Here is a 21,544-nt window from a genome sequence, read left to right as displayed (position 1 = left end):
GGCGGGTGCGAAAGTACCTTGTTTATATGTTACTAAATCACTAATTAAGCAGTGATATATTTTAGGTTTGTCGTCAATGAAGTCTCGTGGTCCATTTTGTATTCGAAACGCAGCTGCGGATACATTTGCTATGGTCGTTTTCTGTTTTATCTCTGGCATGATCGTAGAAGTGTTTATTTCTGGTATGACGTTTGAGCAATCTCTTGCTTCTCGAACGTTATCTATTCCGGTAAACATTGCTATCGCATGGCCTTATGGCGTTTTTCGTGATTGGTTCTTGCGCAATGGTGCAAAACTTTCACAAAGCTCATTGATGAAAAACTTGTCTGATTTGATGGCATACGTGTTATTCCAGTCTCCTGTGTATGCGGGAATTTTATTGGCAGTGGGTGCTTCAGGCGACCAAATCGTTACGGCTGTAACCAGTAATGCAGTTATCTCGTGCGGTATGGGCGTACTTTACGGCTACTTCCTAGATATGTGTCGTAAATGGTTTCGAGTTCCAGGCTACTATCAACAAGCATAAGAAAAGCAACAAGCGTAAGTGCAGCTAAAGAATGAAATTTGGTTTGTTTTTGATCTAATGAGTTAATTTGTAATCGAACAAACCGAAAAAGGCACTTTTTTTGAGAATGCCCCTTGACCAAAGCAAGCAGAATCAATAAAGTAGCGCCTCGTTGAGTGACATGCTCAACACACAATTTGTGGAAGGATGGCTGAGTGGCTTAAGGCGCTCGCCTGGAAAGCGAGTATACGTTTATAGCGTATCTGGGGTTCAAATCCCCATCCTTCCACCACTATTCAAAACCCTAGCAGAAATGCTGGGGTTTTCTCGTTTCAGAGCCCCTATATTCCACACTAACTTCATACTTCCCTAACATGACTTTCTTTAATCATTTCTTAGTAGTTATTTATTCTATTTATACTTACGTAAATTGATCTATATTAGCCGTTTTTGTCACCGATAAATGCTTGATTTTTTGGCGTGGATCTAGATTATTAATAGTACGCAATATTATCAATAATCTAACTATTAGGAATCCATTGCCCCATGACAGAAACCCTAGTTTCTCCAATGCTCTCTTTTACGATCGCGATTTCGTTACTGTTTATCGGTAAAGGTTTGATTGAGCGATCTGAAGTATTAAGAAAGTATTCCCTGCCAGAGCCTGTGATTGGTGGTTTTGTTTGTGCCGCGACCGTTGCGGCGCTTTACTATATTTTTGAAATCCAAATTACCTTTAGCCTCGATGTCAGAGACTTTTTGCTTCTCTACTTTTTTGCTGGTATCGGGCTCCAAGCGGATATTAAAACACTGATTAAAGGTGGGCGACCGTTGTTTATTCTACTGTGTCTTGCTGCCATTTTTATCGTGTTGCAAAACTTAGTCGGAATGGCAGTCGCGTCTGGCTTTGGAATGGATGCAAAAGCTGGTTTGCTATCCGGTTCTGTTAGTTTGATAGGCGGTGTAGGAACAACGTTAGCGTGGGCGCCAATGTTTGTGGAAGAATTTGGAATTGCTAACGCGCTAGAACTTGGTGTCGCTTCAAACACGGTTGGTTTGATTGCAGCGTGTGTGATTGGTGGCCCGATTGCCAATTACCTACTCAATAAACACAAAGTAAGCCCTTCTAATGAAGAAGAAGTGACGGTTGGTGCATACCAAGAGAGTGAAACAAAAACAGAACTAAGCCACTACGGCGTTCTGTGGGCGTGGTTAATCCTAAACTTAACTCTCATGCTTGGTTATAGCTTAAGTGAAGTTATTGACTCAATGGGTTTGAAACTGCCGTTATTCGTTAGCTGTTTAATCGCAGGTATCCTAATCGGCAATATTGGTCGTGCATTGTTCAAGAAACGTCGCACGCAAGAGAAAATTGCACAAGGCCGTAAAGGCTTAGCAATGATCTCTGACATCTGCTTGGGTATGTTTTTGACCATGGCATTGATGGGGCTGCGTATCTGGGATCTTGACGGGCTGTTTGGCTATATCTCTGTTGTCATGAGTATTCAGATCTTGCTTTCACTGCTGTTTACTGTGTTTGTCGTTTATTATTTGATGGGAAGAAACTACGACTCGGTGGTGATATGTTCAGGCTTTGGAGGTATCACTCTGGGGTCAACAGCCACAGCTATTGTTAACATGACTGCTGTGACTCATCGCTATGGTGCAAGCCCACAAGCATTTATCGTGGTGCCATTAGTGTGTGGCTTCTTTGTCGATTTAATTAACGCGTTGGTGATCAGCTTCTTCGTTGGGATGTAATCTTGTCCGATACCCACTATGCGTAAGCTTCAAAGCCTAGTGGTGATGCTAGGCTTTGTTGTATTTAGGCGTTTGCTTCGTTATCTTCTACTAAGTTTACATTGAGCTCCGAAGGTAACTGGCTTTTATTGGTGTATATACGATCAAACTGCTCCAGTGATGCCACTTTTAGCGCAGCAAAACGACCCCATTTACTTGCGTCGGCGACGAGCCAGCTTTCACGGCTGTTTTTGATAATTGATTTTGAAAGGTCGGCTTCAACCTGCTCATGTTCCATGGCGAAATGACTGTCTGTTACAGAGCCACAACCACAAATGCCAATGTCAGCTTCAAAGTCGGAAAAGAAGTGGACCACGCTACTACCCACCATGTCTTGGTGTTCTCGCCTGAACAAACCGCCAGCCAAATACACTTCAATTTGCTCATTTGCTTCGAGTATACGGGCTACTTGTAGGTTATTGGTGATCACTCGTAACGCTGGTTTAGCCAATAAATATTGAGCGATACGAGTGACGGTCGTACCAATGCCTATCATGACGGTTGAACCTTCAGGTATCGCGTCGGCAACCGCCATCGCAATACTGTCCTTTGTCTCTGATTCAACACCAGCACGGAATCGATAACTAGTATTAGTGAGAGTAGTAGGCAAGCTGACGCCTCCGTGTACTCTTCGCGCTAGGCCTTGCTCACACAAGTGGTTTACGTCACGACGAATGGTTTGAGTGGTGACAGAAAATAACTCGGCTAAGTGGTCGATCTGTATATCTTGATTAGCCTTAAGCGTTGCGAGTATTTCTTTCTGACGATGGTTCAGTTCCATAGAAGCTCACTAAAATTGGTTTGGTACGTCGGTGATGATGTTATCGACACCAAGGTTGAAATATTTAGCCGCCAATTGAGGATCGTTCAGTGTCCATATTTTAAGAACTGCGCCTGAATCTTTGATCGCTTTCGCCGTTTTCTCATCAAGAATTCGGTGGTCAATATGAATGCTGTAAAGATCGAGCGATTGAAGGGACTCCAAACTGAAATTGTTCCACACTTCGCAGATAAAACCACGTCTAACCTCTGGCATCATCTGTTGGCAAAGGCTTAGTGCGTCTTTTTTGAAGCTTGAGATGAGTAGCTTTTCAATAGGGAACTGCTTTTGTTCAATCAGTGCGGCAACTTTCTCAACTAAAGGTTGGATAGCCTTATCGTCGTAAATTTTGATCTCAAGGTTCAAAGTCACATCGAGTTCTAGGCACTTGTCGAGCGCTTCACTCAACGTCGGAATAGTTGTCCCCGCGAACTCGCTACCAAACCAACTGCCAGCATCTAACGCCTTGAGTGCGGTCAAACCTAAGTCTGCAATATTGCCCGTTCCGTTGGTGCAACGATTTACCGTCTTATCATGAAAAACCATAGGGGTGCCATCAGCGCTTAACTGGGTATCAATTTCAATCCATTTAGCACCAGCTTTCGCTGCTTGTTCAATACTCACTAACGTATTTTCTGGTGCTAAAGAAGCGGCACCGCGGTGGCCTGTGATCATAATTCAATCTCGATGTTCATTTGAAAATTCAGGAAACAGTAGCTCTACTTTATTACAGATATATTATCTATCCGCTATATCTACTTATTTTAAATGAGAGCTAGCTTAAATGTGTTGTACAGAGTTTATACAATAGTGAGACCTTATACTCACAATGTTCAAATAGGTAAGAATAATGTTCATATGAATGTAATAATTCACTTACATACTCTACGAAAACTTAATAACACCCTCTATATTTAGAAAACGATAGCCACGAAAAGGTGATAAAAAATGAAAAAGCTATTAGGTACAGTAATTATGGCGGCAACGCTGCTTGTTGGTTGTGGTGAAGCTGACAAGGCTGGAACGGACGCTAAAGACGAGCCGATCAATATCAACATGAGCCTTGTGTTCACTCAAAATGAACTGTTAACGCAAGAGCTCATTAAAGCGACCGACAAAATTAGAGAAAGAACCGATGGTTCGGTAAACATTAAAGTTTTCCCAGGCGGTCAATTACCTGTTTACAAAGATAACTTGGAACAAGTGGTTAACGGCGCAAACTGGATTGCTGTAGAAGATTTGACTTACCTAGGTGATTACGTACCGGACTTTGCAGCACTGGCTGGTCCAATGTTGTACAACACTTACGATGAATACTTAGCGATGATGGACACTGAATTTGTCGCTGGCCTAAAGGCTAAAGCCGAAGAGAAAGGCATCAAAGTATTGAATGCCGACTACATGTTTGGTTTCCGTCATATGATCACCAATAAAGAGATCGTGAACTCTGAAGACATGAAAGGGATGCGTATCCGTGTTCCACAAAGTCAGCTGTTTATTAGCACGCTTTCAGCAATGGGCGCGGCTCCAGCTTCTCTGCCATTCCCTGAAACCTATGCAGGTGTTCAGCAAGGTGTTGTTGATGGTCTTGAAGGTTCGATTTTGACTATGTACTCAACCAAAATCTATGAAGTAGCGAAGAATATGTCTTTGACTAAACACTTCCTAGGTACGGTTGGTATCTACATTTCACCGACTCTTTGGGACAAGTTTACGCCAGAGCAACAGCAAATCATCAATGAAGAGTTAGAAGCAGGCGCTGAATCTAATACTGCAGAACTGGTTAAGCTTGATGTTGAATACACGCAGAAACTTGAAGAGCTAGGCGTTACCTTCAATGAAGTGAACTCTGACGAGTTTAATGAGTTGACGGCTGATGTGTACAACCAGTTCCCAACATGGAGCGAAGGTATACACGCAACGATCATGAAAGAGTTGGAAACGATTCGAGCGGCACAGTAATTCTGCGAATGTAGATTAATTCGTTAATGAAGACGGCCTGATTTCCTTCAGGCCGTTTTATTCCTGAAGTAACCGACGTGATGTTGGGTATTTCATTGGAGAAGTCTTTTGTTTTTATTGAAAAATATTGAAGAAATCCTCGCATCTATCGCTATTTCGATCACCGTTTTGGTTGTTATCGTTAACGTCGTCTTGCGTTATGGATTTGGCTTTGTTGTCCCGTGGAGTGAAGAGCTGTCGGTTATTTGCTTTATCTGGGCTGTCTACTTAGGGATTAGCTCCTGTTACAAACACAAGCTTCACATGGGGGTGGATGTAGTGGTCGCCATGCTGCCAGAAAAAGCAAAAATACCATTTAGGTTATGTGTTTCCTTCTTCCTACTGACTCTGAACATCTTGATGGCTGTTCTGAGTTATCAATACCTGATGTTATCCAACAAAGTAACGCCAGTGATGGGCATGTCATATTTTGCTATCAATGGTGTGTTGTTACTTTGTTTTTCATTGATGGCAATCCACACGGTTCGATTCATCGTCAGCGATATCGCTTCTCTAAAGCGCTCTTTTAAGTAGGTACGATTAATGGAAAGCTATCTTCCAATCCTCATTCTTTTTGTTCTGTTTCTATTGAATATACCCATTGCGTTTTCATTGATCGCATCGGCAATGGTGTATTTTCTCTTTATTAATGACTCGATTCCCGTCAGCTTGGTAATGCAGCGCTTTATTAGCTCAACAGAGTCATTTCCATTGTTGGCTATTCCCTTTTTTATCATGGTTGGTTCGGTGATGAATTATGCGGGGATCAGTAAAAGCTTGTTGGCGTTTGCAGACTCAATGATTGGCCATAAAACGGGTGGTCTGGCGCAAGTAAATGTGGCGCTGAGTACCTTAATGGGCGGTATCTCTGGTTCTGCAAATGCGGATGCGGCGATGCAGTCGAAGATTCTTGCACCTGAAATGACCAAGCGTGGCTATGACTTGCCATTCACGGCGGCTGTGACGGCTGCGTCTTCAAGTATCAGCCCAGTGATTCCACCGGGTATTAACTTAATCATCTATGCGCTGCTAGCGAACGTTTCGGTTCATCAAATGTTTATTGCGGGTTACGTACCTGCATTTTTGATGGCGTTGTCGCTGATGGTGACGATTGCGTTCATCGCGCGTAAACGTCGTTATAAACCTTCTCGTTCTGAACCTGCGTCTGCCAAAGAGCGCTTTCATTATTTCCTGAAAGCGATCCCGGCACTGCTGATCCCGTTCGGTATTATTCTAGGCATGCGTTTTGGTTTGTTTACGCCGACAGAAGCGGGTGCTATTGCCGTATTGCTTTGCGCGATTATTGGTATCTTCGTTTATCGTCAACTGGGTTTGAAACACATCCCGTTCATCATGCGCGAAACGGTGCAGGGCACCAGTAGCGTTATGTTCATCATTATCGGTGCCATGGTCTTTGGTTACTACATGACGCTAGAGCAGATCCCACACAATGTTGCTTCTGCTTTGATTGAGCTTACCGACAACAAGTTAGTCTTACTGTTGTTGATTAACGTACTGTTGCTAGTGGTTGGCATGTTCATTGAAGGTGGCGCCGCGATGATCATCTTAACGCCATTACTGCTTCCAGCCGTGCTTAACTTGGGCGTAAACCCGGTTCACTTCGGCATTATCGTGATCGTTAATATTATGATTGGTGGTGTGACGCCACCGTTCGGTTCGATGATGTTTACTGTATGTTCCATCTTGAAGGTTCGTATGGTCGACTTTGTAAAAGAAGTAGTGCCTTTGCTACTCGCTTTATTGTCGGTGTTGATGTTGCTGACTTTCTCTGAAAGTTTAGTGATGTTTTTACCGAATTTACTTTAACACTAATAAGTTAGTTTATATTTGAGGGTGTAGAAATGAATTCGGTAACGAATGATTTAGACCAAAATTGGAAAAGCATTGATTGGGTTCTGACGGATGTCGATGATACCTTAACTTGGCAGGGACAGTTGCCACCAGAAACATTGGTGGCCTTGAAAGCGCTAAGAGATGCGGGAAAAAAGGTTGTGGCTGTAACGGGTGCCTGCGCTGGTTGGTGTGATCATATTGCTCAGCTGTGGCCTGTTGATGCAGTTCTTGGCGAGAATGGTGCGTTTATTATGGAAAAGAAAAATGGTTATCTGACATTGCGTTCTGATATCCCTTTGTCAGAAATTAGTGCCAATCAGAGTATGCTCAAAGAACAAGTATTAGCTATTTTGAGCGATTACCCAGAGCTCAGTTTAACGCTGGATCAGTCTTATCGCTTGTGTGAGGTTGCGATCGATATCGGTCAAAATCGTCCTAAAGTCGACGATGCCATTATTGAAGAGATTGTCTCTAAGATTCACGCGTTAGGCGCACATGCCACAGCAAGCTCTATTCACATTAATGCTTGGTATGGTGAGCACTCTAAGAAAGCGACATCGACCGCTTTTCTCAAGGAGAAGGGGCTATCTGACCAAGAGATTGTTGAGCGTAGTTGCTATGTCGGTGACTCGATGAACGACCAATACATGTTTGAAATTTTGCCCTTCAGTGTTGGTGTAGCAAATATTCAACACTACTGGGCGCGACTTGAGCATCATCCATCAGTGGTTATGAGCAAGTCGGGTGGGTACGGTTTCGCTGAGTTTGTCGGTAAGTTACTTGCGTTAAAATAAATCATCGAGATTGACTATCGACTTGATACTTTCCCTTATTGGACCTCATTGATGAGGTCCATTTTTTGTAATTAATAAGTGTTTTAAACATTTTCGAAAAATAGGTTCTTCCTCTTCTCCGAGGGGGGAGTTTTCCGTCCTATTCATTGCCTTTCTTAAGTCATCTAGTGATATATAAACCATTAATTCATTTATGTAATTCACTTTCGGTGTGTTTATTTTATAATTTCCATGATTGTATTTTGGTTGCTTATTAACCTGGTGTTTTAGGACTATAAATAAATTAATAACTATTTAAGTCAAAATAACCCTCTTGGTTTGGTTGATAATTGAGCGAAATTTTTATTTTTATTGAATCAACATCATAAAAACGATAAAAAACATGTGCATTTTTTAATCTCTAAAGAGGTTTTTTTAAGACTTATCTCACGTTTTATATTAAAAAAATAATTAATTTCTCTCTGTTTTATAAGTGAGACAAAACTCTTTATAAACAGTGTCTTGTATTATTAAAATTATTAAATTATCTATAATTGATCGAATAATGATCAAAAAGGCAATAAAAAACAAACACATTTCGATTAAAAAAAAGTCAAAGATATTAATTGAGGTATTTGAATGTTTCAGAATGTATATATAAGATTGCGCCAAATTATTTAGATATTGGTTGCAAATGTCTTTTAACAGAAATGTTTTTCACTTTCTTATCATCCTAATTTCGGTTTTGATAATTTCTGGTTGCCAGTCAACGAAACCAGAATGGTATTTAAAGCCTCAAGTTGATAACGATCAATATATTTATTCTGTTGCTCAAGCACGAACGTTGTCTCATGCTAAAAAAATCGCTGTAAACAACATTAACGAGAAACTATGGACTCAGGTCGAATCCAGTTTTTATATGCGCGATACCGTGCGAGAGACAAACGGTTCAGGGTTCTCGAACAGCTTAGTCGACAATAAAGTAAATACCAAAACAGAGTCACTGACTCTAAATGGTATTGAATACTTACAGATGGAAGAGAACGATCTCGGGGCATTTGTTGAAGTTAAAATAAAGAAGAGTCTAGTGACTCAGCAGTTATTACGTGAAATTGAAGATATTAACAGAAAAGCACAGAGAGAAATCGCAGCCCTAAAGCATGAAGATAAACTGCTTTGGTGGCTGGATAACCGCACCGCATATCAAATGCAGCATGACGCGTCAGTACGTATTGCTATGCTCGCGCCTTTAAAGCCTAACTATCAAGCTGACGTTAGTTCAATAGAGAAACTCATTGTTACGCACGAAACAGTAAGTAGCCAAATCAATATTCGCCTTTCATCTGATCGAGAATCGAGCAAGGCAGTCCAGTTATTAGGCAATCAGCTTTCTGAATTTAATATTGCCACATCGACATCTAAGAAAAAGAACCAAACACATATTCTGAAGGTGGATTCAGAACGCCGAAGAAATAAAGTAGGTGACGCATTTATTTCAACACTGGTTTCGAATATCAAAGTTGTCAACATGAATTCGAATACAGTATCTCGTAGTGAAATTATTTCTACGGGTAATTCTGTTACTAACTACACATATGCCGACGAAGGGGCTGCTCGCCATTTCGACGAGCAAGTAAAAGAAAAAGGGATTTGGACAGCGCTAGGTTTAATCAAATAGCAAACTTCAGATTCTAGAAAAATAAAATAAAATAAAACGAACATGTTCGGAGCGAATAAATGTTAAAGAAAACGTTAATGGCTAGCGCTGTACTTGCAACTTTGTCTGGTTGTGCGTCAGTGAGTGAAGTATGTACCCCTGATACACGTGTAGAAATTGAAGCGGCTGAGATTCAGCTTCCGTCTTCAGAGGATACCAAGGTGGTTGTTCTTCCAGTTGACCTTGAGTTCAAAAACTCAGCATCGACAAAGATGCAGGCTGCAATGCGAAATGCGTTAGAAACACAAATTGATGAAACTGGTGCAAACCTTGTTGATCGTAAAATTGCCAACAAAGTAAAAGGCGAAATCAAACTAGCAGAACAAAGTGGTCGACTAAGCAGTAAAGGCGTGCCAATCGCAGACTATGCAATTATCACAGAAATTACGCGTGCTGATTTGAGTACTTCATTCAGCGAGCGTCGTACATACGAGAACGATGAAGGCGAGACTAAGGTTGTTCCAGCTTCATGTAGCTATGACTTTGACGTAGAGGCGATTGCAAAAGTGGTTGCTCTGCCAAGCATGGAAGTGATGAAGCGTATCAAGCTTGAAGGCGATTACTATTCATCATCAGAAACCAACAATTCTCGTTGCCCGGTTAGCGAATCAGGTTACGGTTCGATGGCAGCAAAAGCTGCAGCAGAAGCGGTAGATCATTCTACTGATTTGAGCAAGATGTTGGCAGCAAGTGCACCGGTTCTAGAGATGCGCCAATGTGCAGCTGGTACTCAAGTACGTGTTGCGATGGGTAAACAACAAAAAATTAAACCGGGTACGGACATTTTGTTTTCGAACGCGATGAAATCGATGGAAGGCGAAACCGAAATTTACCCAATCGGTGAAGGTTACGTTGTAAACAACGAAATTAACGCTGTAACTGACAAGCATTCTTGGATCGTGATCGATGAAGAACTCTCACTAAAAGTGAAAAAGGGTACGATGGGTAAGGTAGATGCATCAAGCATTCAATGTGACTTTACCGATTTAGAATGTCACGAAAAAAACCTTATGAATAGCATCTAATTTATGAAAAAACTACTTATTGCTACATCGCTAGTAACAATTCTAACTGGCTGTCAGAGCAACAACGCGACCGTTAAAGAAACGCAAAACTTTGCGCCTTGTACTTTCCCTGATGCACCTACTGTATCAGCACCGGGCTGGATCTGCGATGTGATTCCTACTGATATCGCTACTGCTGCTAAGGGCTACGCAAAGAAAAGTGCAGCGGGTATGAGTGTGATGCGCAAAATCGCCGTTAATGATGCACGTGTAAACCTTGCGGCTGAATTTGAAACGGATGTGAGCAACTTGTTCCAAGCGGCGACAGAGGGCGTAACGTCAACTTCAGCTGCTGGGGGGGTAACTGTTGTAACTGAAGATGTTAAAGAGACATTCGAAAACATCACTAAGTCGGTTGTCAACAAAACACTAACCAACAGTCGTGTCATCGTGAGCCAAGCAAGCCCAACGGGTGGTCTGTATGTTCTAGTTGGTATGGACCAAGCAGCATACGATGCAAACATGAATAAAGTTATCGACGAAGTTGTTGGTGAAGATTCTGCACTGTGGGATCAATTCAACAACGAAAAAGCGGCTGCAGACCTTGCAACTGCGTTCGAAGCATTGAAAAAGTAACCGCTTAATTGCAGTGAGTAAAAGTGAAAAAGGCCGCCAATTGAGTGGCCTTTTGTTTCTCTACGCTCTTGGAGTGAACTATGCACAAAATGATCAATAAGACAGTATTGGCTGTAGTCATCTCAGCCGCAGTCAGTACTCAAGCTCTGGCGGTATCAGAAGACCAAAAGCAGCAATTAGACAACGCGATTGTTAAAGCCAGTCAGTCTCAAGAAGACAAAATCAAAGAGTTCCACGCTTACGTAAATGCTTACTTAGATGAGTACGAAGCATGGCGTGACGAATACACCAATAACCTTGATCAGCGTCGTAGCGATCTGATTAAGAATTGGGGTGAAGGTGAGGTTTCATCTCAAACCAAACAGGTCGAGTATTCGCAAGATGATCAAGTGAAGACTGCCGTCGACTATGAAAGTAATACTGCGACGGTATCTGTGTTGGTTGATGAAGGCAGTACACCTGAAGAGATCGAAGCGCTTGTAAAAGATATTCCTGTTGAAGTGGAAGGCCAACGTGTTGAACTGGCCGAATTGAAAGCTGAAGACCATGCTGTTCTATATTCGTTGGAAAAAGAGCAACAAGAAAAGGACTTTGTAATCGACCAGACGCAAAGTCAAATGAATGAGCTTGATGTTCAAGCTGAACGTCTTATTCAATCAAACACTGGTATTCCAGATTCATTCATTTATCAGCGTGCTCACAAAAAAAAACTGGCACTCATAAGCAAAGCACAACAGCGTATTGCAGCGCAGACTAAGCTGTACGACGAAATGCGTGCTAAATACGGAATTGAAGTGACAAGACCAGAGCCTCAGGTTGAACAGGTTGAAAAAGTAGAATCCCCTAAGGAAGTCGCTAAATTAGAGCCAGTCGCAGAACCAAAGCAGCCTTCGAAAGTGGTTGAAAAAACCATAGAGAACGCCGCTGAAAAAGTATCTGAAACTAACGCTGTGAAACTTGAGCCTGCCGTAAAACCTGTGCCTGCAGTGCAAGTGGCTGCTACGCCAGTGAAACCGAAAAAGGTGGTGACCTACAAAGTTAAACTTCCTGAAAACAGCTTAAAAGCGCGCGCAAGCAAGTACAGTGCTTTAGCTGAGAAAGAGAGTAAAAACTGGGAAATTGATGCGGCATTGATCATGGCGATCATGCACTCGGAATCGGCTTTCCGTCCTGATGCGAAATCGCATGTTCCAGCATTTGGCTTGATGCAAGTGGTACCAACCAGTGCAGGGCATGATGTGAACAAGCAAGTTCGCAATATTGATGCGCCGATGAAAGTGGCTGATTTGTATCAACCTGTGATTAACGTAGAAACCGGAACAGCTTATCTAGATATCTTGAATAGCAAATATCTACGTAAGATCAAGAATGACGAAAGTCGTTTGTACTGTGTGATTGCGGCGTATAACACGGGCGCGGGTAACGTGGCGAGAGCATTTAATAAAGATCGCTCTACCAGTATTGGTAAAGCTTCTAAGGTGATTAATGAACTCACGCCACAAGAAGTCTATGACCAACTGGTTGCTAACCTGCCATACGATGAAACCAAGAACTACTTAAAGAAAGTAAACAGTCGTATTGCATTGTATAAGTGATAATTAAGTCATAAATAAGATAAGTAGAGCAAAAATAAAGTACATGTTGTTGGCATGTACTTTTCTATTAGTGGAATAGTAGAGAGTAACTATGTTTAAAGTTTTCGCGTTAGCGTTTATCGGTATTGGTATTTACCTTGGTCTTAACTACAGCGATGAAATAGAAAGCATCATGGATACCGATGCGTTTGAGCGAGTGCAAGAAAAAGCCGAAGACGGCACAGATGCTTTAATGGATAAGATCGACGAGATTAAAGGTTAATAATGTCTCAAGAACAGAGCACAGATCTTCAAAAAGATATACAAGAAGAACTGCAAGAACTTCAGGATACGCAAGAGTCACTGTTAGAAGAGCAAAAGAAAGGCGGGATAGCGCGCACCATTGGTTTGGTCTCGGTTATCTCCATTGCTTTGGGCGGCTTTAATGACAGCTTCGATGCATTAGAAAAGATGTTTGATTTTGGTCTTTCTCAAATGACGGATATTCCATCACATAGAAAGCTGGATAAGATTTATATTCGTTCATCCGCTGAAACTTTGGATCAAACATTTGGTGCACCTGTCTATATTAAGCGCGCAACAACGAACGATGTGATCAAGTATTATCAAGACGACAACTTCATTCTTTCGGCTATCACGCGGGACAACGCCATTGTTGCTTATCTCGTATTCCCCAATGAAGGCTTTGCTCCAGAAACTCTAGAGCACGCAGGTGGTTCGGATTTCTTCTCTCACTCTTTTAGTGCTATTGAGAGTGTTAATGAGATCCGGGCATCGTTTGCGAGAACTGGCAACTATTACATTGAGGAAAATAATGGCGGTGAATTTGGCTATCTTTATTCGTCAATCAGTGGTGTCAGTGAATTTGTCTCGCCAATGACAAAGGAGAGTAAGGCGTTACTTGCTGAAGTTGTGGATTCATTGACCATGGATGAGAATGTCGCGGAAAACGTAGGAGCTTTACGTATGAGCACGATCCCGAACTTCTATGGTTACAGTACTCTAGGTGTAGGAGCTTTAGAAGAAGCTATTTTGTCTAACACAGAATATCGTTTAATTCATAAGAGTTAACCATTCACACATCAGTTCTAGCTTTTTGCGAAGCTAGAACTTTATTAACAGTTGGGTTATGGCAAATTTAAAGTTCGAAAGCTTTCTAGATCGGCTTAAAGGTGATAACAGAATCATTATTCAAGCTCATGACTTCCCTGATCATGATGCGATCTCTTCCGCATACGCACTGGCATACTTATTAAAAAAGAAAGGCCTGCACACATTTATTACGTTTCACGGTTATATAGATAGAGTGTCACTCAGGAATCTAATCGACTGGCTGGAGATTCCAGTTTGTGAGCCAAAAGAATTAAAACTACAACCTAATGATAAAATCATTGTGGTTGATGGCTGTATTGGAGAAAAGAATATTACTGATCTCCCAGGTTTAGAAGTCGGCGTAATTGACCACCACCAAGTGAAAACGCCTGACTTTGTATGGTATGCAGATGTTCGCCCTGACTATGGTTCGACTGCAACTATGATGGTTGAATATTACAGCTACTTCAGTCTACTTATGCCAAAGAGTGTTGCCACAGCTCTATTGGTCGGTTTGAGTTTTGATACCGCAAATTTTACGCGAGCAGTGGGAACTGCAGACCTCAAGGCATTATTGTATCTTCAAGCCAGAGCTGATAATGAGATGGTTAATAGGATTTGTCGAAACCAAGTTGAGTTTCATGAACTACAACTCTTCAACGCAATGCTTTCAGGTATGCGCCGTGAAAAAAATGCCGCGTTTGCAGCCCTTCCCGAAGGGTGCCCTAAAAATATGCTCGGTGTATTAGGTGATTTTCTATTAGGTGTCGATGAGCTTGATATCGTTGTTCTAACAGCTAGAAGTAGTGAAAAAACTTTTATTTCTCTTCGTTCCGAGTGCTCAAAAAATAATGTGGCGAAGATTATTCGAAAGGTACTGAACGACAAAGGAATTGGCTTTGGTGGCGGTCATCCTCATATGGCTGGTGGTATTATCAACCATCAGTTTCAAAAAAGTGATGAACTAGATTACCTTTATGATTTAATTCGACCGAACCTTGTGCTTGACGCCTAAGTCCACCCTTAAAGATATTTTCGGCCTAGAAGAAGCATCAACTCAACAGGCGATAACGAAAGTTGTCGCCTTTGTTTTATCTACAGCAAGCTAAAAAAATCTATATCAGCCTTTGATGTAATGCCTTGAAGTGACTCGGTGCACAAGTTAGTAAGTGCAAACACGATCTTGATAAATTGGAATATATGTTCGCAGCAAATTTGTGAGACGCTTGTTCTTAGTGTCAGTTGAATCACAAGGAAGTTGAATGCACCACTTTAATATCCGCGCGCTGGAATACCTTAATGCTTTATCGAAATACGGGTCGTTACGTAAGGCGTCGAAGATGTTGAATGTTGATCCTGCAGCAGTGAGTCGTATGTTGTCCCAACTTGAAGATCAGGTTGAGATGAAGGTGTGGGAGCGCAACAACCGCCAGTCCTATTTAACGGAAGCGGGAAACGAGTTGTTGAATCACTATCGCACCATTATAAGAGGTGAGGCTGCAGTATTAACTCAATTGACCAAGCTTAAAAATCTGACCGGTGGTAGCGTCAGTATTGCGATAGGTGAAGGGTTTATCACTAATCTAGTGTCTGAGCCGATGCAGACCTTTATGACCCGTTATCCGGACATCAACTTGTCGATAGAAATAGCCGGTGCTCTTGATGCAGTCAAAATGCTTGAAGATCAGCAGATCGATTTTGCCATCACTTACGCAGCAGCACCGCATCCAAAACTACGAACGCATGTGGAACGCAGTCACCCATTAGAACTTATCGCTCCGAAAGGTCACTTTCTAACAATGAAAGAGACACCTGTGACGCTGCAAGAAATCAAAGATGTGTCGCTGGCTTTGATTGACACTTCGACTGGCATGGGACGACTAGTGAAACACGCCGAGCAAATGTCGCATTTTAATCTCCAACCTAAATTACAAACTAACTCGGTGACTGCGCTGACTAACTTTGTCGTCGCGGGGCTTGGCGTCACTTTTATGCCTAAGTTAACGGTTCTGGAAGAGATAGAATCAGGCCGTATAGAAGTCGTGCCAACGGAGATTGAGGTGTTATCTAAAGCGACCGTTAAGGTGCAGTCTTTGAAAGGAAGAGAGTTGAGTATTCAAGCCGAAACCTTCCTTGATTTTTTAATGGAGAACACGTCTTTTTTACGTAGCGATGCCCACGCTATCGTTCTGTAATCCCGGGTATTTCTTTTAATTATTAAGTGATGACTTTTTATCAACGCTAACTGTATTGTTAAGTCAATGTTCGCTCAATAAAGTGTCCGAAAGTTACAAGAATGTTGCGTGACATAAAAGGCGGATGCAATGGAAGTTATCGTTATTGGTAGTGGTGTTATTGGGTTGACCAGCGCATGGTATTTGGCGAAAGAGGGTCACTCGGTGACGGTTATCGATCGTCAAGATAACAGTGGTAAAGAAACCAGCTTTGCGAATGCTGGGCAAATTTCTTACGGTTATTCTTCACCATGGGCTGCTCCTGGTATTCCGTTGAAAGCAATGAAGTGGCTCACCCAAGAGCATGCGCCACTAAAAGTGAAACCGTCACTTTCTCCCGAATTAGTTTCTTGGGCGACTAAGATGCTCGCCAACTGCAATCAAGCCAAGTACGCACAGAATAAATCGCGCATGTTGCGAGTCGCTAACTACAGCCGAGATTGTTTGACTCACCTAAGAACCAGTGAACAACTGGCTTATGAAGGTAGGCAGAAAGGGACGCTGCAAGTATTCAGAAGCGAGAAGCAACTGGACGCTATTCAGCAGGATATGAAGCTGCTAAAAGAGAGTGGAATCGAATACTCGCTGTTTGGTGTTGATCAGTGTCTGTCGGTGGAACCGGGATTAGTTGACGTGAAAGACAAGCTGGTGGGCGGCTTATACTTACCTCATGATGAAACGGGTGATTGCCACCAGTTCTGTTTAGCCTTAACTGAGAAAGCAAAGGCGCTTGGCGTTCAGTTCGTGTTTGATACTGAAGTGGTGAGTTTGAATCATCAGAACCAAACCATAAAGAGCATTACGACAACTCAAGGTGAATTCAAAGCGGACGCTTATGTGGTGGCTTCGGGAAGCTACTCTCGTGAATTGCTCAAGCAAGTGGACTTATCGATTCCTGTTTATCCAGTGAAGGGGTATTCGTTGACACTGCCGATTGTGAGTGCGGATAAGTCACCGACTTCAACGGTTATGGATGAGACTTATAAGGTAGCGATGACTCGTTTCGATGACCGAATTCGTATTGCAGGGACTGCAGAGCTTGCTGGTTTCAATTACCTGATTCCAGAAAAACGCAAAGCTACGATTGATATGGTGATTAAAGACCTTTTCCCACAAGCGGGAGACTTCTCTAAGGCAGAGTACTGGACAGGGTTAAGGCCGATGACGCCAGATGGCACGCCTATCATCGGCAAAACGCCAATTAAGAATCTGTTTACCAATACTGGTCACGGGACGTTGGGTTGGACGATGGCATGTGGTTCAGGAAAGCTGTTAGCGAGTGTGGTTAGTGGTTCTGATTGCGATATAAAAACAGACGACTTGAGTATTCATCGATACATGTAGTTCATCCAAATACTTGGTCATACGAATCAGCCCATGTTTATCATTAAGCATGGGCTGATTTGGTTTGAGTGTTGCTGCTTATCTGGTGGTGGTTTCTAACACATGAGTGAAGCGATCCCAGGATTTTTGGTCGGCTTCATTTTGATAGTTATTTGAGCCAAACACAGTAAACGCATGTGGAGCGCCACTGTAGGTGATCATTTCATGTGGAACCTTGGTCGTTTCAAGTTGAGCGGCGAGGTTGCCAAAATCTTCCATTGAGATCATGGCATCAGCTGTGCCGTGGAATACGACAACTGGGGCTTTAGTCTGAGAGTAGTCTTGGCCTTTTGGTGTTGACAAACCGCCATGGAAGGTGACGTAAGCCTTCGAAGGAATGCCCGCACGAGCGGCTTCCAATACAGCGGCTCCGCCGAAACAGTATCCCATCATTACGTTGTTATCTAAGTTGCCGCCAAGTCTTTTCGCTTCCATAGCACCAGCGTTGAGTAGCGCACGCATTTTCTCTCGGTCTTTATACAGTTCGCCTGTGTGTTGTTTTTTGTCTTTCACTTCCGTCGGGCGAATGCCTTTACCAAATAGGTCTATGGCGAACACGTTGTAACCCAGTTCGTTGAGCATCTCAGAACGCTTTTTTTCGTAATCGGTTAAGCCATCCCAATCGTGTATAAGCAGTACCAAAGGCGCTTGGTCACTGGCTTCACTCCAATAACCTTCGTAATCCATCCCATCGACTTGATAAGTGACGTTTTCTCCTGAAATCGCTGAGAAGGGCAGTAAAACTGAAAACAGGCCGAGCGTAGTGAGTTTTCGCATGCGTTATTCCTTTCGATGACAATTGACGTTCCAATCGAAAGTATAGATAACGCGATGATTCTCGCCAGATTTCTGTCTCTAATTTGAAGTGTAATAGTAGAGGGGAAAAATGAAGGTGAAATATGTTAAACAACCATCACTTATGAAGTGTGATGGCTGTTTGGCGATGTTTTCAGAACACGAGAATTTAAATTGCTTGAGTTAGAAGTAAGAAGAACAATTACCAGGAAGCGTTGGTCGTGCTGCTGCACATCTTTGGATATTTACGCTGATAGCGGGGCAACATCGACTCGTTGCCTAGGATGCCGCCTTGATGGATATAGATAATGGTTTTGGCTGGGTTGTCTTCTTGCCATTGTTCTAAGCATTGCCACATCAGTGGGTCGTAGAGCAGGTCGAATTCAATATCAGTTTGTTCTTGCAGATCTAACCAAGTTTGGTAATCCTGCTGATACAGCTTACCAAAGTGGTGCTTGGTTTTTAGCGGTAAGATCTGTGGGTGATCGGTTTCGCCAAGTTCATTGAACTGCTGTGTTAAGTACTCACTGCCACCAACACAAGCGCAGGTTAACACTGGGATATTGTGCATTTTTAAATGCTTATGCAGATACAGAGCCGTGCTTCCTGTGCCAGCTGGCAGTGCCACCACAAAATCGTGTTTGTTTTCAAAACGAGTCCAGCTGAGTATTTCCATCGCCAGTTGCTTCACGCCGTATTCAGAAAGCTGAGATCTTCCACCTTCTGGTAACAGGATGCATTGTGAATCTGGCTGTCTTAGTTGCTCAATATACTCTTGTGGATGAAGTTTCGAGCCCATCTCTTGGGTTGAAATAACCTTAGCCCCAAGATCAATCGCGCCGCGGTAATTTCCTATAGGGCGTTCTTGTAGCCACTGAGGAAGGTGGTCAACGTAAAACTCAAGCGTCCAACCTTTGATCTTTGCAAGTGCTGCGAGTGAAAACAGAGAGTTCGCCTGCGCGGAACCATAACTTATTAGAGTGGTGGTGTTTGGGTGCTCATCTTCCAGTAGCTTCATGAACTTTCTGGCTTTGTTACCGCAAAAGTGGGAGTGAAGCTGATCGTCACGCTTTAAGAAAAAGGTGTGGTCGTTAAATTGATGCTGAGTTACAGGGCTATTATTTAGTTTCATCGCACTTAGGAAAAATGCTGACTAAATAGCCAGCATTTTTAAATCAAATAGGGCCAACGAGTATCTAGTAGCGAGCGAGCGCTGTAAACCAACTAAATCAAGTTTTCGTTGGATATTGTACTTAGTACTACGAGTTTATTTACTCTGGTCTGGACAAGGGAGAATCGGTTTGAAAGTCGATTCTCGCGGTGCAGCCACCACAGCTGCGATTGACCAATTCAAAGCCCCATTGGAAGCGTTGACATAAGTCCTCGACAATCAATAAACCCAATCCATGCCCATTCGGGTTGTATTGTTCCTGCAGGCCTTCGCCTTGGTCTTCAATCACAAGACTGTCTTGGGAGAGGGTGATGGTTACAGTGCCGCTATTGGTTGCTGCAATGGCATTTCTCAACAAGTTTCCGACCAGCATATTCATTATCGCGCTGGTGGCTTGAATGGTGGGTTCTGATTGAACGTGCATTGAGATTTCGACATCTTTCTCATCCGCCTGTGCGGAGTTTTTGGAGACGATAGTCTCTAACTCTTGTTGGCTAAACAGTCGCGGTGGCGCATCGTCACTATTTCTTTCATAACGTACGAGGCCTAGTAGTGCATCGACCATCTCTGACATCTGAACAATGGCGTCATCGATACGCTCAACCTGGCGAGATTGAAATTCAGTTGTTTCACTGCGAAGGAGTAACTTATTTGCCCCGCGAGCAACAGTCAGCGGTGTTCTCAATTCATGGCTTGAATAGCGAGCAAAGGCTTGTTCACGCTTGAGTAGTGAATTGATTTCTCTTCGATATTGATTAAGCTGATCGGTCAGTTGGCGAAACTCTACCGCCGCATCATCACTCACACCAAACTCTTCGTTGAGGTTGAGTTTGTTAGACTCAAGTTGCTCAGATAAAGCGTTAAAGGGTTCAATCAGTCGTTTGGACAATCGATAAAGTAAAGCACCAAAGCTAAAAATTAGAATAGAGAGCAGAGTCAGTACAAAGGTGGTCGCATAAACCAGTTCGTAAATATCAAACTCGACGCGGTCGATCTCAGAAAGCAGGATGATTGGGTAGGTTTCACCTTCATCTGAATACTCACCTACATACACCATTCGTGATTCAGGTTCTTCACCAACCTCACCGATGAAGCTTCTTTTGCCTTTAATGTAGTTTAGGTATTTGGCAGGTATCAACGCTGGGTCATTGTAGGCGATTGTCAAATCATCAATTCTTAACTCACCGCTTTCGCCTGCTTGGAATAAACCAACCGCATGGTTACGGTCAATCAGGATGCGTCTTTCACCGACGCGATCTTCTGACATGTAGAGTGCAGCAACAAAAACTAAATAGACAAAGGCTGATACAATCACGGCCATTAGCCCAAAGAAAACCGCTAAGCGGCCGGTCAGGGTTTTAGTGCTCGTGAGGAAATTTAAAATCAATTCGATGACTCCAGACGGAATCCAACTTTAGGGACGGTAATCAACATCTGAGTGTCAAAAGGTTTGTCGAGTTGGTTTCGCAATTGATAGATGTGACTGCGCAACACATCATTGTTGGGTTCGTCTTCTTCCCAGAGTTTGTAGGAGATATCTTCGCGAGTAACCACTTCAGGTGCTTTTTGGCACAACATCTCAAGGATGGTGTAAGTGGTTGGGTTGAGTGCGAGCGGCTTATCTTGGCGGTAAGCTTTACGCGTTTTTTGGTCGATGGTGAGTTCGTCAAACTGCAATTTAGAAGACGCAACTTTTCCGCGGTAACGACGAACTAGTGCGTTCATTCTTGCTTCTAAAATATCCAAATCGAAAGGCTTGGTCAGGTAATCATCGGCACCGTGTTTAAACCCTTTTAACATGTCTTCACGGCTATCCAATGCGGTAAGCATCAGTATTGGAGCTGTATTGCCTTGATCTCTTAGCTTGTTACAAACCGTTAGGCCGTCCATTCTAGGAAGCATCAGATCTAATATGATGATATCAAAAGAGTTATCCATCGCGAGTTGCAAGCCAAGCTCACCGTTGTCCGCGTAATCGAGTTCCATGCCAATACACTCAAAATAATCAAACAATACGCCTGCAATTTCGCGGTTATCTTCGACTAATAGAACTCGTTTCATTTTGATTCTCATACAGAAATAGACGGTAACATTATCCTGAGTGAGCGTGAAAAATATGTCAATAACATAACTTTCACTTATGAGGGGGTAGATTGGCTTCAGA

21 protein-coding genes and 1 tRNA gene are annotated in these 21,544 nt (G+C 42.7%); 16 read left to right on the top strand and 6 right to left on the bottom strand.

Going from position 1 to position 21,544, the window contains the following annotated elements:
• Positions 1–76 precede the first annotated feature (76 nt).
• The 3 genes from ITG09_10420 to gltS all read left to right on the top strand — a co-directional run bounded on the left by ITG09_10420 (position 77) and on the right by gltS (position 2,266).
• Positions 77–526 carry an L-alanine exporter AlaE gene (locus ITG09_10420; protein UPR51121.1) on the top strand — a complete coding sequence of 150 codons (450 nt, stop codon included), beginning with the start codon at positions 77–79 and terminating at the stop codon, positions 524–526.
• A 180-nt stretch (positions 527–706) separates the two neighbouring features.
• A tRNA-Ser gene (locus tag ITG09_10415) sits at positions 707–797 on the top strand.
• A 254-nt stretch (positions 798–1,051) separates the two neighbouring features.
• Positions 1,052–2,266 carry a sodium/glutamate symporter gene (gene gltS, locus ITG09_10410; protein ID UPR51120.1) on the top strand — a complete coding sequence of 405 codons (1,215 nt, stop codon included), beginning with the start codon at positions 1,052–1,054 and terminating at the stop codon, positions 2,264–2,266.
• A 64-nt stretch (positions 2,267–2,330) separates the two neighbouring features.
• Here the strand turns inward: gltS and ITG09_10405 are convergent, their stop codons facing one another.
• Positions 2,331–3,086: a DeoR/GlpR transcriptional regulator gene (locus ITG09_10405; GenBank protein ID UPR51119.1), complete on the bottom strand. Its 756-nt coding sequence runs from the start codon at positions 3,084–3,086 to the stop codon at positions 2,331–2,333.
• A gap of 9 nt (positions 3,087–3,095) precedes the next feature.
• Positions 3,096–3,800: a glycerophosphoryl diester phosphodiesterase gene (locus tag ITG09_10400; protein UPR51118.1), complete on the bottom strand. Its 705-nt coding sequence runs from the start codon at positions 3,798–3,800 to the stop codon at positions 3,096–3,098.
• Positions 3,801–4,073: 273 nt separating this feature from the next.
• Here ITG09_10400 and ITG09_10395 point away from each other — a divergent pair, with 273 nt between their 5' ends.
• The 13 genes from ITG09_10395 (at position 4,074) to ITG09_10335 (ending at position 17,375) form a co-directional block, all read left to right on the top strand.
• A complete protein-coding gene (locus ITG09_10395; GenBank protein UPR51117.1) occupies positions 4,074–5,087 on the top strand; it encodes a C4-dicarboxylate TRAP transporter substrate-binding protein in 1,014 nt (337 codons plus the stop codon).
• 108 nt (positions 5,088–5,195) lie between these two features.
• Positions 5,196–5,660 (top strand): TRAP transporter small permease, encoded by a 465-nt coding sequence (locus tag ITG09_10390; protein ID UPR51116.1) that lies wholly within the window; start codon positions 5,196–5,198, stop codon positions 5,658–5,660.
• Positions 5,661–5,669: 9 nt separating this feature from the next.
• Complete coding sequence (locus ITG09_10385; protein ID UPR51115.1) at positions 5,670–6,953, top strand: TRAP transporter large permease; 1,284 nt, start codon at positions 5,670–5,672, stop codon at positions 6,951–6,953.
• A gap of 35 nt (positions 6,954–6,988) precedes the next feature.
• A complete protein-coding gene (locus ITG09_10380; GenBank protein ID UPR51114.1) occupies positions 6,989–7,774 on the top strand; it encodes an HAD-IIB family hydrolase in 786 nt (261 codons plus the stop codon).
• A 673-nt stretch (positions 7,775–8,447) separates the two neighbouring features.
• Positions 8,448–9,431: an LPP20 family lipoprotein gene (locus tag ITG09_10375; protein ID UPR51113.1), complete on the top strand. Its 984-nt coding sequence runs from the start codon at positions 8,448–8,450 to the stop codon at positions 9,429–9,431.
• Between the two features lie 77 nt (positions 9,432–9,508).
• On the top strand, positions 9,509–10,495 hold the full coding sequence (locus ITG09_10370; GenBank protein UPR53626.1) for a hypothetical protein: 987 nt from the start codon (positions 9,509–9,511) through the stop codon (positions 10,493–10,495).
• Positions 10,496–10,498: 3 nt separating this feature from the next.
• Positions 10,499–11,110: an LPP20 family lipoprotein gene (locus ITG09_10365; GenBank protein UPR51112.1), complete on the top strand. Its 612-nt coding sequence runs from the start codon at positions 10,499–10,501 to the stop codon at positions 11,108–11,110.
• An 80-nt stretch (positions 11,111–11,190) separates the two neighbouring features.
• Positions 11,191–12,705, top strand: a complete 1,515-nt coding sequence (locus ITG09_10360; GenBank protein ID UPR51111.1) for a transglycosylase SLT domain-containing protein — start codon at positions 11,191–11,193, stop codon at positions 12,703–12,705.
• A 91-nt stretch (positions 12,706–12,796) separates the two neighbouring features.
• Complete coding sequence (locus tag ITG09_10355; protein UPR51110.1) at positions 12,797–12,967, top strand: hypothetical protein; 171 nt, start codon at positions 12,797–12,799, stop codon at positions 12,965–12,967.
• A 2-nt stretch (positions 12,968–12,969) separates the two neighbouring features.
• A complete protein-coding gene (locus ITG09_10350) occupies positions 12,970–13,776 on the top strand; it encodes a hypothetical protein (protein UPR51109.1) in 807 nt (268 codons plus the stop codon).
• A gap of 58 nt (positions 13,777–13,834) precedes the next feature.
• Positions 13,835–14,812 carry a DHH family phosphoesterase gene (locus tag ITG09_10345; protein ID UPR51108.1) on the top strand — a complete coding sequence of 326 codons (978 nt, stop codon included), beginning with the start codon at positions 13,835–13,837 and terminating at the stop codon, positions 14,810–14,812.
• A gap of 247 nt (positions 14,813–15,059) precedes the next feature.
• Positions 15,060–15,992 (top strand): LysR family transcriptional regulator, encoded by a 933-nt coding sequence (locus tag ITG09_10340; GenBank protein UPR51107.1) that lies wholly within the window; start codon positions 15,060–15,062, stop codon positions 15,990–15,992.
• A gap of 129 nt (positions 15,993–16,121) precedes the next feature.
• Positions 16,122–17,375, top strand: coding sequence for a D-amino acid dehydrogenase (locus tag ITG09_10335; protein UPR51106.1), 1,254 nt, complete (start codon positions 16,122–16,124; stop codon positions 17,373–17,375).
• A 78-nt stretch (positions 17,376–17,453) separates the two neighbouring features.
• On the opposite strand, the gene ITG09_10330 is transcribed toward ITG09_10335, so the two are convergent.
• The 4 genes from ITG09_10330 to ITG09_10315 all read right to left on the bottom strand — a co-directional run bounded on the left by ITG09_10330 (position 17,454) and on the right by ITG09_10315 (position 21,441).
• Positions 17,454–18,191 carry a dienelactone hydrolase family protein gene (locus ITG09_10330; protein UPR51105.1) on the bottom strand — a complete coding sequence of 246 codons (738 nt, stop codon included), beginning with the start codon at positions 18,189–18,191 and terminating at the stop codon, positions 17,454–17,456.
• Between the two features lie 220 nt (positions 18,192–18,411).
• On the bottom strand, positions 18,412–19,341 hold the full coding sequence (locus ITG09_10325; protein UPR51104.1) for a 1-aminocyclopropane-1-carboxylate deaminase/D-cysteine desulfhydrase: 930 nt from the start codon (positions 19,339–19,341) through the stop codon (positions 18,412–18,414).
• Between the two features lie 139 nt (positions 19,342–19,480).
• A complete protein-coding gene (locus ITG09_10320; protein UPR51103.1) occupies positions 19,481–20,767 on the bottom strand; it encodes a HAMP domain-containing histidine kinase in 1,287 nt (428 codons plus the stop codon).
• Positions 20,764–21,441, bottom strand: a complete 678-nt coding sequence (locus tag ITG09_10315; GenBank protein UPR51102.1) for a response regulator transcription factor — start codon at positions 21,439–21,441, stop codon at positions 20,764–20,766. The genes ITG09_10320 and ITG09_10315 overlap by 4 nt, the downstream gene beginning before the upstream one ends.
• Positions 21,442–21,544: the final 103 nt, after the last annotated feature.

It is taken from the genome of Vibrio cyclitrophicus (assembly GCA_023206055.1).
In the GTDB taxonomy this organism is placed as follows: domain Bacteria; phylum Pseudomonadota; class Gammaproteobacteria; order Enterobacterales; family Vibrionaceae; genus Vibrio; species Vibrio cyclitrophicus_A.
The sequence above is the reverse complement of the archived record's forward strand: the minus strand, read 5'-3'. Positions and strand labels throughout refer to the sequence as shown.